Below are 11,814 nucleotides of genomic sequence, written 5' to 3' on the forward strand. Positions count from 1 at the left end.
CGGTCAGGCCCTGGCGAAGTCGTTGCTGGTGTCGAAGAACCAGACCGTCGAGTCGGTGCACACGATCCGGTCGAGCTTGCCGACCGCGACCTGTGAACGCGGCGTCTTGCCCGAGGCCAGCACCACGTCGTAGGCGTCGCTGGTCCGCAGCACCGACCACGGCTCGGACTCGGTGCCCTCTCCGGTGCTGATGATGCTGTCGAGTGCTGACTGGGCCAGGATCGACTCGCGTTGGGCCTGCTCGACGTTGCCGAGGCCGCGCTGGGCGTCGGCGAGGGCGGCGTGGGCCGACGGGCTGAAGATCGCGCCGGGCATCAGCCCGTGTACGGCGGCGATCGCGCCGGCGTAGTCGCCGACCGACATCATCGGGGCGATCATCTCGGTGATCTCGAGATCGGGCCGGAAGTTAGGAGCCTCGAGGATCGCCTCACGTAGGGCTCTCAGCGACTCCGGGCTCGGTTCGCGAAGATAGACGTCGAGCAGCTCAGCGTACGTAGCCAACAGGGGTCCCCCTTGAATAACGGTCGCCGTGCACGGTAGCCAATAGCACGGCTACGTGGGGCGGTTGACAACGATTATGCGCCCTTTTGTGACTCGGAAGTTGCGCGGGCCGCGTGTTTCTAGCGCCAGCCGAGGTCTGGGGCTACGTGGGTCAGGATGCTCTCCAGGGCATGCGCGTTGTAGTCGACGCCGAGCTGGTTCGGCACCGTGAGCAGCAGCGTGTCCGCGACCTGGATCGCCTCGTCCGCGGCCAGCTCCTCGACCAGCACGTCGGGCTCCGCCGCGTATGAACGCCCGAAGATCGCGCGAGTCTGGTCGTCGATGTTGCCGATCTGGTCCTTGGTCTGCCGGTCGAGGCCGAAGTAGCGCCGGTCCTCGTCGTTGACGAGGGCGAAGACGGAACGCGAGACCGATACGCGTGGCTCACGCACGTGGCCGGCCTCCTTCCAGGCTTCGCGGTAAGCCTCGATCTGCTCGCGCTGCTGGATGTGGAACGGCTTGCCGTTCTCGTCGTTCTTGAGGGTCGAGCTCTGCAGGTTCATCCCGAGCCCCGCGGCCCAGCGCGCGGTCGCGAGCGAGCTCGAACCCCACCAGATCCGATCGCGCAGGGTCTCGGAGTAGGGCTCGACGCGGAGCTTGCCGGGCGGGTTGGGAAACATCGGCCGCGGGTTGGGCTCGGCGAACTGCACCCCCTCGATGATCTTGAGGTACGTCTCGGTGTGAGCACGGGCCATGTCAGCCTCGGAGGCGTTCTCGCCGGGGTCGTAGCCGAAGTAGCGCCACCCCTCGATCACCTGCTCGGGTGAGCCGCGGCTGATCCCGAGCTGCAGGCGCTCGCCGGAGATCAGGTCAGCCGCCGCCGAGTCCTCGGCCATGTAGAGCGGGTTCTCGTAGCGCATGTCGATGACACCGGTGCCGATCTCGATCTTCGAGGTGCGGGCGCCGACCGCGGACAGCAGCGGGAAGGGCGAGGCGTACTGGCGGGCGAAGTGGTGGACCCGGAAGTACGCACCGTCGACCCCCAGCTCCTCGGCGGCGACCGCGAGCTCGATCCCCTGGATCAGCGCGTCTCGTGCCGACTGCGTCTGCGAGTAGGGCGACGGTGTCCAGTGGCCGAAAGACAAGAATCCGATGTTCTTCACGACTAGTAGAACTCTCAACATCCCCTCGGGATTCCCTCAGAGCACCCGCAGGCGACGACCGGGTCGGGTGGCCCAGGGAGGCTGGGACCTTCGCCTCTGACTGTTCTGCACTCCGGAATCGGCTCGGAACTGACACCAGCTTGTCGGTGGTGACCTGCAGTTCCGCGTTCTGTTCTCATTCGATCAACAGGCGAGATCACCTTCGCATGCCCGGTAAAGCGGACGTCCACACGGCATCAACAGCAGCCCCTTATGAGTTTATCTATCGGTCGACCGAATAATCATATCGGTCGACTGACCAGGGAAAACAATGTCTCGGCGTGTTGTCCGAGCTCTTCCGAAGTCGCGGATTATCGTGTTACATATCAGGCAGCTTCACCCGATAAAGACCGACCAACATTCTCTGGGGGATGAATTAATTATGTGGGACACCGTTGAGGTGCAGAGCTTCACGCTTTCTCACGACATGCCGTGCCGCGACTGCGGTCACGCACGTCACCGCTTCTTGCCGTGCGACTCCGACTGCGACTGCCGCGCCCACGAGGTCGCGGAGCTACTGGAGGTCGCCGGCGCTCGCTGAACGACCTGGCGTCAGCTGTCTCGGGCGTCCAGAACGGTGACCACCGCAGTCGCGGTGGTCACCGTTCTTTTGTTCGAAGATTCTTCGGGATGGCGGAAGCAGATCGTCCGCAACCAGGAAGAGGATCGCTGCATGGACATCGTTCTTGTACCCGGCCTCTGGCTGGACGCCTCCTCATGGGACCTCGTCGTCCCCCATCTGACCGATGCCGGCCACACCCCGTGGCCGCTCACCCTGCCCGGCCTCGAGTCGGCCGAGACCGACCGATCCGGCGTGCACGTCGCCGACCAGGTCGCTGCCGTGGTGGCCGCCATCGACGAGTCAGCCGGGCAGGTGATCCTCGTCGGCCACTCGATGGGTTGTGCGGTGGCCGGTGCAGCCCTCGATGCTCGCGTCGACAAGGTCGCCGCCGTGGTCTACGTCGGCGGCTGGCCGGCCGAGCCGGGCATGATCCCGGCCAAGAACTTCCCCACCGACGGCGCCGACCTGCCGCCGGTGCCATGGGAGGAGTTCGACGAGGCCGACGTACGCGACCTGGACCGCGCCGCCTTCGAGGCGCTGCTGCGGCCCTCCCCCGCCAGCCTGACCTCCGAGCCGTTCGAGCTCAGCGACGAACGTCGCTACTCGGTCCCGGCGGCGTTCGTCTGCCCCGAATACACCGCCGCCGATCTGAAGGAGTGGATCGCCGACGGCACCGAATCGGTCGCCGCCATCCCGAAGCACAAGGACGCGACCTTCGTCGACCTGCCCACGGGGCACTGGCCGCAACTGACCAAGCCGGCCGAGCTCGCGGCCATCATCGGTCAGAGCATCGGCCGCAGCGGCCAGTAGTCGGCCCTCGGGTAGCGTCGAGAGCGTGCGTACTCGGCTCGCTGCCCTGACCGCCGTCACAGCCCTGGCGCTCGTCGCCGGCTGTGGCGGTGAGCCGTCCTCGGATCCGGCCCGCAGCCCGTCGGCGTCATCACCTGTCCCGTCCTCGACGCCGGCCCCGTCACCGACGACGGTCCCTCTGGACGATGCGTCGGTGCCGCTGGCAGACCGCCTCACCCAGGCGATGGCGACGGTCGCCGCTGGAAAGCCAGGAGCCGAGGACGTACGCGAGGCCGCGCTGTTCGAGCAGACGACCGCCCGCGACCTCGCCCGCGGGTCGAAGGCGAAGGCCGACGACGTGCTGGGCGCGCTCGGCCGCGCCGACCGCGCCCAGCTCGCGTCAGACATCACCGCGGCGCGCGAGCTCATGGTGATGACCGATCCCCAGCCCGAGCTCCCGGACTGGAGGATCCAGACGCCGCCGACGCCGGACGAGCTGCGCCCGCTCTACCGCAAGGCGCAGCGTGCGACAGGGACGCCGTGGGAGTACCTCGCCGCCGTCCATCTGGTCGAGACCCGCATGGGTCGCATCCGCGGCACCAGCACCGCGGGCGCCCAGGGCCCGATGCAGTTCCTGCCCCCGACCTTCGCCCAGTACGGCGCCGGCGGCGACATCAACGACCCCGCCGACGCGATCATGGCCGCCGGCCGCATGCTCGCCAACAACGGCGCTCCCGGCGACATGGCCGGCGCGCTGTGGTCCTACAACCACTCCGACCGCTACGTGGCGGCCGTCAGCGCCTACGCCGAGCAGATGAAGCGGTCCCCCGCTGCGTACGACCTCTACTGGCACTGGCAGGTGCTCTACCGCCATCAGGACGGCACCATGCTCCTCCCCGAGGGCTACCCCCAGAAGAAGGCCGTACGCATCGCCGACTAGGGGCTGTTTCGGAATGTGGCGCCGAGCGCCGCGTCGTCCAGCGCGTACTCTCGCAAGGCGCCGCCTCGAAGGCATACCGGGTGTCTGTCGAGAGGCGGCAACGCCGCGAGAGTGCGTGCTGGGCGGCGCGGAGCCGGCGCCTCCACATTCCGAAACAGGCCCTAGTAGGGGCGCTCGACGGCGTACTGGACGAGGCTGACGTCCTCGCCGCGGTAGGTATCGGAGCCGTGGCGACCGGTCTCGATGAAGCCGGTCGCGTCGAAGAGCTTCTTGGCTCGGGTGTTGGTCTCGTGCGTCTCGGCCCAGATCCGGGTCAGGTCGAGGACGGAGAAGCCGTAGGTGAGCGCGGTCTTGATGGCCCGCTGGCCGAGGCCGTGGCCCCATCGAGAGCTGGGGCCGATGGCGATGCCGAGCTCTCGGGTGTCGGGGGCCAAACCGTGGATATCGGCGTAGCCGACGACCTCCTCGTCGAGCTCCACCGCGAGCCTGATCAGCTCGGGCGGCGGGGCATCGATCAACCGGCGCCAGTGGCGGAGGTGACCGTCGCGGTCGCGCTCCGGCCAGCCGTTGGCCACCCGGAACTCCTCATCGTGTGCCCAGTCGGCGAAGACGTGTTCGTCACCCGGTGACAGCGGGCGCAGGCGCATGGTGTCGGTGCGGGGCATCGACCGAGTCTCTCAGATGAGGCGCCCGGCCGATCCCCCGCCCGGGATCAGCGTGGATCAGTAGGTGAGCTGGACCTTGGTCGCGAGCCGCTCGTCCATGAGCCGGTAGCCCTCGGCGGCCTCCGCGAAAGGCAGCGCCTTGTCGAAGACCAGACCGGGGTTGATCGTGCCCTCCAGGGTCAGGCGCAGGAGGTCGGGGAGGTAGCGGCGTACCGGCGCCATCCCGCCCTTGAGGCCGACGTTGGTGCGGAAGAGCGCGTTGACCGGAAGGTTGACGTCGTGCGGGACCCCGACGAACCCGACGGTCGCACCCGGGCGAGCCACCTTGGAGGCCGTCTTGAAGGACTGGTCGGTGCCGACGCACTCCAGGACGTAGTCGGCCCCGACGCCGCCGGTGAGCTCGCGTACGGCCGCCTCGCCCTCCTTGCCGCGGGCGGCGACGATGTCGGTGGCGCCGAACTTCTTGGCGATCTCCTGGCGGGCCTCGTGGCGCGACATCGCCACGACCCGCTCGGCGCCGAGCCGGGCAGCAGCCAGCACGCCGCACAGACCGACCGCGCCGTCGCCGACCACGACCGCGGTGCCGCCCTTGGCTCCGTTGCCGAGGCCCGACATCACCGCGGCGTGCCAGCCGGTGGCCATCACGTCGGTGAGCGCCAGCAGGTCGGGGTACATCGACGGATCCGGCGTCTCGTCGAGCTTGACCAGCGAGCCGTCGGCCTGGTTGACCAGGGCGTACTCGCTCTGGCCGCTGACCGTGAAGCCGAGGTTCTCACAGACCGACTGGACTCCGGCCAGGCAGTGCGGGCAGGTGTTGTCGCAGTGGTCGAAGGGGACGATCACGAAGTCGCCGGCCTTGAAGTCGCGTACGTCGGCGCCGACCTCCTCGATGACGCCGATGCACTCGTGGCCGATGGTGCGGGGCTCGTCGATGTCGCCGTTGGAGCCACGGTAGTTCCACAGATCGGAGCCGCAGATGCAGGAGCCCACCACTTTGACGATTGCGTCGGTGGGCTTCGCCAGAGCAGGATCGGGTACCTGGGTGAAGCGGATGTCGCCCACCCCATGGATAGTCGTCGCGCGCATGGTGGCATCCTGTCACCCGGCGTACGAGATGTTGCACATGGTGGCCCTGCCGGAGCCGGAGCAACAGACCTGAAACGAAACGCCGACACTTCGCGGGGAATCCAGGCTTATCTCATATATGAGTTACGGTGGTGCACCATGACCGACGGATACAAAGGTCGTATCGGGAATCTGATTCGCGATGCGCGCAAGCACAAGGGCCTCACCCAGGCACAGCTCGCCGACCTGCTCAACACCAGTCAGAGCGCGATCAACCGCATCGAGCAGGGGCAACAGAACCTGTCGCTGGAGATGATCGCCCGGGTGGGTGCCGCTCTGGACTCCTCCCTCGTGGACATCGGCGCCGGCCCCACGCACCTGCGCGTCACCGGCCCGACGACGCTCTCGGGTGAGATCACGGTCAAGACCTCGAAGAACGCCGGGGTCGCCCTCCTGGTCGGCTCGCTCCTCAACCGGGGCCGTACGACGCTGCGCAAGGTCGCACGCATCGAAGAGGTCAACCGGATCATCGAGGTGCTCAACTCGATCGGCGTGCAGACCCGCTGGCTCAACGACGACAACGACCTCGAGATCGTGCCGCCGAAGGAGCTGCGCCTGGACGCCGTGGACGAGGCCGCCGCGCGCCGTACGCGCTCGGTGATCATGTTCCTCGGTCCGCTGCTGCACCGCTTGGACACGTTCGAGCTGCCCTACGCAGGCGGCTGCAACCTCGGCACCCGCACGATCGAGCCGCACATGTCGGCCCTGCGTCCCTTCGGGCTCGAGGTCAAGGCGACCGACGGCGCCTACCATGCAAGCGTCAACCGGGAGATCCAGCCGGGCCGCCCGATCGTCCTGACCGAGCGCGGCGACACCGTCACCGAGAACGCCCTCATGGCCGCCGCGCTGCACCCGGGCACCACGGTGATCCGCAACGCCTCGTCCAACTACATGGTCCAGGACCTCTGCTTCTACCTGCAGAAGCTGGGCGTCGAGGTCGAGGGCATCGGCACCACCACGCTGCGCGTCACCGGCCGCGAGGTCATCGACGTCGACGTCGACTACGCGCCGAGCGAGGACCCGATCGAGGCGATGTCGCTGCTGACCGCCGCGATCGTGACCGACTCCGAGATCACCATCAAGCGGGTCCCGATCGAGTTCATGGAGATCGAGCTGGCGACGCTGGAGGAGATGGGCCTCAACTACACCCTCTCCGAGGAGTACCTGGCGCTCAACGGCAAGACCCGGCTGGTCGACATCACCACCAAGCACTCGGTCCTGCACGCGCCGCTGGACAAGATCCACCCGCTCCCCTTCCCGGGCCTCAACATCGACAACCTGCCGTTCTTCGCCGCGATCGCCGCGGTGGCGCAGGGTCAGACGCTGCTGCACGACTGGGTCTACGACAACCGCGCGATCTACCTGACCGAGCTCAACAAGCTCGGCGGCAACGTCACGCTCATGGACCCGCACCGGGTGATGATCGAGGGCCCGACCCACTTCTCCGGCACCGAGATCGTCTGCCCGCCGGCGCTGCGTCCCGCCGTCGTCGTGCTACTCGCGATGCTCGCCTCGAAGGGCACCTCGGTGCTCCGCTCGACCTACGTCATCGCCCGCGGCTACGAGGACCTCGCCGAGCGGCTCAACCAGCTCGGCGCGAACATCACCGCCTTCCGCGACATCTGAGTGAACTGAGCCTGCGGGCTCATGTGATCCGGGACTCACGGGTGGTTAGATGCTCCCCGTGAGGGAGCAGCAACGACGCGTACGCGCCTATGCGCACCGTGGTGGAGCGCTCCATCCCGACCTGGTCGGGATGGAGAACACCATGGAAGCGTTCCGGCATGCGGTGGAGCTCGGCTACACCCATCTCGAGACCGATGTGCACGTCACCCGCGACGGTGTCCTGCTGGCCTTCCACGATGAGGCGCTCGACCGGGTGACCGACGTCAGCGGCCTGATCGCGGAGATGACGTACGCCGAGGTGCAGGCCGCCCGGATCGGCGGTCTGCACGGGGTGCCGACGCTGGCGGCGCTCTTCGAGGCGTTCCCCGAGGTCACCTTCAACATCGACCTCAAGTCCGACGGCTCGGTCGGCGCGGTGGCCGAGCTGCTCGCCGCGACCGGCCACGAGGACAAGGTCATCGTCGGCTCGTTCTCGGTCCGGCGGCTGAAGGCGTTCCGCCGGTTGACCGAAGGGCGGGTGCGGACCTCGGCGCATCCGCGCGAGGTGCTGGCCTACCTGCTGGCGCCCACCACCGGGATCGCCAAGAGGCTCGTCGGGTCGCGGTTCGACGCCTTCCAGATCCCCCACCACCAGCACCTTCGAGGGCCGCTGTCTATCCGGGTGGCATCTCGTGGTCTCGTCCGCCGCGCCCACAAGGCGGGCAAGGAGGTCCATGTCTGGACGGTCGACGACCCGGCCGAGATGGAGCGGTTGCTCAAGCGCGAGGTCGACGGGCTGATGACCGATCGCACCGACGTACTGAAAGCGTTCCTGGAGGAACGTGGGCTGTGGGAGGCTGTGCCGTCTCGGGTCGAGCCCGTCGACGAGGCCGAGTCCGATGCGAATGACGAGGAGCCCGAGAAGTGACCACATCAGCCGGGATCGGCGACTTCACGCCGGTCGAGCGGGCGCGGGAGCAGAAGGGCTGGTTCTTCACCGACTGGGCCGTCTCCGCCTTCCAGACGACGGTGGCCGGCGTGCTGTTCGCGCCCTACCTGATCGAGATCGCGAAGGCAGCCGCCGTCGACAACCGGATCGACGTGCTCGGGCTCTCGATCGCGCCCGGCGCACTGCCGTCGTTCATCATCACGTTCTCGACGATCCTGTCGGCGCTCGTCTACCCGCTGGTTGGCGCGATCGCCGACCGCACCTCGCGAAAGCCGGACCTGATGGCCGGATTCGCCTGGGCCGGCGCGCTCTGCGCGGCGCTGTTGTTCTTCATGACCGGGGACAACTGGTGGTTCGGCTCGATCATGTTCATCATCGCCAACCTGTGTGCGGGTGCGGCGGTCGTGGTCAGTGACTCGATCCTGCCGCTGATCTCGACCGAGGAGGAGCGCGACCGGGTCTCCTCCATCGGCTGGGCCTACGGGTACGCCGGTGGCGGGCTGCTGCTCGCGGTCAACTTCCTCCTGGTCACCTTCGCCGACCCGCTCGGGCTCGGGACGGCGCTGGCCGTGCGGATCTCGATGCTCTCGGCCGGGCTGTGGTGGGCGGGGTTCATCATCATCCCGTGGCGCCGGATCCGCCGGCGCGAGCCCGCCGACGTCGAGGACGTCTCCGGCGGTGTCGTGGCGCGCTCCTTCGGTCAGCTGTTCGTGACGCTCCGGGAGCTGCCGCAGTATCCGGTCGCACTGACCTTCCTGCTGGCGTACCTCTTCTTCAACGACGGCATCCAGACGGTGATCAGCTCGGCGTCGATCTACGGCGTCGAGGAGCTCGGGTTCGAGACCGGCACGATGCTCGGCATCTACCTGCTGGTGCAGTTCGTCGCCGTCGGCGGGGCGATCTTCTTCGGCCGGCTGGCCAAGAGCTTCGGCGCCAAGCGGGTGATCCTCGGCGGTCTGGTCGGCTGGATGGTCATCGTCGTCGCGGCGTACTTCGTGCCCGAGCAGACCCTGCTGCCGCTCCTGGTCGTCGCGGTCGGGATCGGTCTGGTCATGGGCGGCACCCAGGCGCTGGCCCGGTCCTACTTCTCGCTGTTCATCCCGGCCGGCAAGGAGGCGGAGTACTTCAGCCTCTACCACGCCATGGACCGCGGCACCTCCTGGCTCGGCACCCTGGTCTTCGGGCTCGTCTACCAGATCACCGACTCTTACCGGCCGGCGATCCTGGCGCTGATCGCCTTCTTCGTCATCGGGGGCGGACTGCTCGCGCTGGTGAACACCGCGAAGGGCATCGAGCAGGCGGGCAATCGGGCGCCCGAACGGGTCTAGGACCATGCCTGGCGGCTGGCGGTTTCAAGACATCGGCCACTCAGGACTTTCTCAGGGAGATCCGCAGGTCAGGCGGGTCCTGTGTCGAACAACACGGCGAGAATCTCGACAATTCACGGAATCATCACCTCCTCTGTACCGTTGACGATGTGAAGAGGCCTGACCGGCCTGCGTTATGAGTCCGCAGACCGCCTCGCTCTTCAGCTCATTCAACGGGGGACGATCGACTCAGGAGGTGCTTCATGGCCGAGCGCACGTTGCGCGGCGCCCGACTGGGCGGACAAAGTTTTGAGGACGAACGCGGGATCGAGTTCGCGGGTCGTCAGCAGGTGGCGTACCGCTGCCCGCAGGGTCACGACTTCGAGATCACGATGTCGGACGAGGCCGAGGTTCCGGCCATCTGGGAGTGCCCGCGCTGCGGCATGGAAGCTCTCAACCTCTCCGGTGCCAAGCCGGAGGAGAAGGCCGAGAAGCCGGCGCGTACGCACTGGGACATGCTCCTGGAGCGGCGCTCGGAGAAGGAGCTCGAGGACATCCTCAAGGAGCGCCTCGACCTGCTTCGCGGTGGCGAGATCGGCCCGGCTCACCTGCACCGCAAGGGACCGGGGAAGAAGAAGGCCAACGCCTGACTTCTGACACAGCCAGATACGCCGATGGCGGCCTTCCAACTGGAAGGTCGCCATCGGCGTATCTCGGGCCAGATCGTCAGGCCAGGTTGTCCTTGTCGATGACCTCGCCGGTGACGATGTCGTCGTTGCGCGGCCTGGCTCCAGCACCGAACGTGGAGGGCATCGCGGCGGTCACCAAGCGCTTCTGCACGACCTTGGCCAGGATGCGGCGGAAGAACGGCCGAGTGAACGGCAGGATCAGCACGATGCCGAAGATGTCGGTCACGAACCCGGGGCTGAGCATCAGCGCGCCGCCGAGCAGGATCAGCGCGCCGTCGGCGATCTCGTTGGACGGGAGCTTGCCCGAGGAGAGCGCCGTGGACAACGCGGACCAGGCTCGGGAGCCCTCGCGGCGCATCAGCCAGGCGCCGAAGATCGAGTCGGCGACCAGCAGCAGGATCGTCCACCACACGCCGATCACCTGGCCGACCTGGATGAGCACGAACAGCTCGGCCAGCGGCATCACCAGGAACAGCAGCACCAGCACCCAGGAGAACCGGCGGCGACGCGTCGTCATCGACGGCCTCCCACGAAACGGTCCAGCCCGAATCGGCGCAGCAGGCGGAGCAGCTGGTCGCGGCGTTCGGACAGGCCCCAGCGGGTCACCCGACGCATCGACTCGGCGGCGACCGCAGGGCTCATCTTCGACTCGCCCCGGACCCGCTCGATGAACTGGATCGGGACCTCCTTGACGGTCAGGCCGGCCCGCAGCGTACGCGTCACCATCTCGGTCTGGAAGACATAGCCGGTCGACTCGACGCTGTTCAGCTGCAGCTTCTCCAGCGTCGTACGCCGGAAGAGGCGGTAGCCCGCGGTGGCGTCGTGGACGCCGATACCGAGCAGGAGCCGGACGTAGAAGTTGCCGCCGACTGACAGCACGCGTCGCGACAGCGGCCAGTTGACCACCGAGCCGCCGCGGATCCAGCGGGCACCGATCACCAGGTCGGCGGAGGTGAGCGCCTCGAGCAGCAGGTGGAGCTCCTCGGGCTGGTGCGAGCCGTCGGCGTCCATCTCCCCCACGACGTCGTAGCCCTGCTCGAGGGCCCAGCCGAACCCGTGCAGATACGCAGCCCCCAGCCCGGCCTTCTCGGTGCGGTGCAGCACGTGGATCTGCTCGTCGTTGTCGGCCAGCTCGTTGGCGATCGTGCCGGTGCCGTCGGGTGATCCGTCGTCGACGATCAGCACATCGACACGTGGCTGCGCCTTGCGTAGCCGCCCGACGATCCAGGCGAGGTTGTCCGCCTCGTTGTAGGTCGGGATGACCATCACCGCCCGACCGATCTCGGTCCAGGGTGGAAGCTGCTCGTTCGTCACGTACGCCGGCCTTGTCAAGGAATGGGGGTGGAGATCACAGGATATCCGGCCGTTGGTCACATGCTCGAATGCCAATCAGCAGAGGCGCGGGAGCACCAAGACGATCTTCGGGCCGTTCCGATCCCTGCTGGAGACAGGGGGACGATCGTTGTCTAAGGGCGCCTTGGCCCTCCCGCGTTGCCCTCGC

The 11,814-nt window shown here is 67.5% G+C and carries 12 protein-coding genes; 6 read left to right on the plus strand and 6 right to left on the minus strand.

Annotated elements, in window-relative coordinates:
* Positions 1–3: 3 nt before the first annotated feature.
* Together OG801_RS00090 and OG801_RS00095 are read right to left on the minus strand one after the other, a co-directional pair.
* Positions 4–501: a DUF4919 domain-containing protein gene (locus tag OG801_RS00090; protein ID WP_406032723.1), complete on the minus strand. Its 498-nt coding sequence runs from the start codon at positions 499–501 to the stop codon at positions 4–6.
* 119 nt (positions 502–620) lie between these two features.
* Positions 621–1,643 carry an LLM class flavin-dependent oxidoreductase gene (locus tag OG801_RS00095; RefSeq protein WP_406032725.1) on the minus strand — a complete coding sequence of 341 codons (1,023 nt, stop codon included), beginning with the start codon at positions 1,641–1,643 and terminating at the stop codon, positions 621–623.
* Positions 1,644–2,355: 712 nt separating this feature from the next.
* Here OG801_RS00095 and OG801_RS00100 point away from each other — a divergent pair.
* Together OG801_RS00100 and OG801_RS00105 are read left to right on the plus strand one after the other, a co-directional pair.
* Complete coding sequence (locus tag OG801_RS00100) at positions 2,356–3,054, plus strand: alpha/beta fold hydrolase (protein ID WP_406032727.1); 699 nt, start codon at positions 2,356–2,358, stop codon at positions 3,052–3,054.
* 25 nt (positions 3,055–3,079) lie between these two features.
* A complete protein-coding gene (locus OG801_RS00105; RefSeq protein WP_406032729.1) occupies positions 3,080–3,973 on the plus strand; it encodes a transglycosylase SLT domain-containing protein in 894 nt (297 codons plus the stop codon).
* 161 nt (positions 3,974–4,134) lie between these two features.
* Here the strand turns inward: OG801_RS00105 and OG801_RS00110 are convergent, their stop codons facing one another.
* Positions 4,135–4,638, minus strand: a complete 504-nt coding sequence (locus OG801_RS00110; RefSeq protein ID WP_355019969.1) for a GNAT family protein — start codon at positions 4,636–4,638, stop codon at positions 4,135–4,137.
* 57 nt (positions 4,639–4,695) lie between these two features.
* Positions 4,696–5,724, minus strand: coding sequence for a zinc-dependent alcohol dehydrogenase family protein (locus OG801_RS00115; RefSeq protein WP_355019970.1), 1,029 nt, complete (start codon positions 5,722–5,724; stop codon positions 4,696–4,698).
* Positions 5,725–5,862: 138 nt separating this feature from the next.
* Here OG801_RS00115 and OG801_RS00120 point away from each other — a divergent pair, with 138 nt between their 5' ends.
* The 4 genes from OG801_RS00120 (at position 5,863) to OG801_RS00135 (ending at position 10,274) form a co-directional block, all read left to right on the plus strand.
* Positions 5,863–7,389, plus strand: a complete 1,527-nt coding sequence (locus OG801_RS00120; RefSeq protein ID WP_355019971.1) for a UDP-N-acetylglucosamine 1-carboxyvinyltransferase — start codon at positions 5,863–5,865, stop codon at positions 7,387–7,389.
* 49 nt (positions 7,390–7,438) lie between these two features.
* Positions 7,439–8,296 carry a glycerophosphodiester phosphodiesterase gene (locus OG801_RS00125; RefSeq protein ID WP_406032732.1) on the plus strand — a complete coding sequence of 286 codons (858 nt, stop codon included), beginning with the start codon at positions 7,439–7,441 and terminating at the stop codon, positions 8,294–8,296.
* Positions 8,293–9,645 carry an MFS transporter gene (locus OG801_RS00130; RefSeq protein ID WP_406032734.1) on the plus strand — a complete coding sequence of 451 codons (1,353 nt, stop codon included), beginning with the start codon at positions 8,293–8,295 and terminating at the stop codon, positions 9,643–9,645. The genes OG801_RS00125 and OG801_RS00130 overlap by 4 nt, the downstream gene beginning before the upstream one ends.
* A gap of 242 nt (positions 9,646–9,887) precedes the next feature.
* Positions 9,888–10,274: an RNA polymerase-binding protein RbpA gene (locus OG801_RS00135; RefSeq protein WP_008359714.1), complete on the plus strand. Its 387-nt coding sequence runs from the start codon at positions 9,888–9,890 to the stop codon at positions 10,272–10,274.
* Between the two features lie 76 nt (positions 10,275–10,350).
* Here the strand turns inward: OG801_RS00135 and OG801_RS00140 are convergent, their stop codons facing one another.
* Positions 10,351–10,830, minus strand: a complete 480-nt coding sequence (locus OG801_RS00140; protein ID WP_406032735.1) for an FxsA family protein — start codon at positions 10,828–10,830, stop codon at positions 10,351–10,353.
* Positions 10,827–11,579 (minus strand): polyprenol monophosphomannose synthase, encoded by a 753-nt coding sequence (locus OG801_RS00145; RefSeq protein WP_406036320.1) that lies wholly within the window; start codon positions 11,577–11,579, stop codon positions 10,827–10,829. The genes OG801_RS00140 and OG801_RS00145 overlap by 4 nt, the downstream gene beginning before the upstream one ends.
* Between the last annotated feature and the right edge of the window lie 235 nt (positions 11,580–11,814).

The organism is Nocardioides sp. NBC_00163 (genome assembly GCF_045206295.1).
Taxonomy (GTDB): domain Bacteria; phylum Actinomycetota; class Actinomycetes; order Propionibacteriales; family Nocardioidaceae; genus Nocardioides.

Coding starts and splice junctions, on each gene's coding strand:
- OG801_RS00100 (WP_406032727.1), top strand. CDS start 2,356: ATGGACATCGTTCTTGTACCCGGCCTCTGGCTGGACGCCTCCTCATGG.
- OG801_RS00110 (WP_355019969.1), bottom strand. CDS start 4,638: ATGCCCCGCACCGACACCATGCGCCTGCGCCCGCTGTCACCGGGTGAC.
- OG801_RS00115 (WP_355019970.1), bottom strand. CDS start 5,724: ATGCGCGCGACGACTATCCATGGGGTGGGCGACATCCGCTTCACCCAG.
- OG801_RS00120 (WP_355019971.1), top strand. CDS start 5,863: ATGACCGACGGATACAAAGGTCGTATCGGGAATCTGATTCGCGATGCG.
- OG801_RS00125 (WP_406032732.1), top strand. CDS start 7,439: ATGCTCCCCGTGAGGGAGCAGCAACGACGCGTACGCGCCTATGCGCAC.
- OG801_RS00135 (WP_008359714.1), top strand. CDS start 9,888: ATGGCCGAGCGCACGTTGCGCGGCGCCCGACTGGGCGGACAAAGTTTT.
- OG801_RS00140 (WP_406032735.1), bottom strand. CDS start 10,830: ATGACGACGCGTCGCCGCCGGTTCTCCTGGGTGCTGGTGCTGCTGTTC.
- OG801_RS00145 (WP_406036320.1), bottom strand. CDS start 11,579: ATGGTCATCCCGACCTACAACGAGGCGGACAACCTCGCCTGGATCGTC.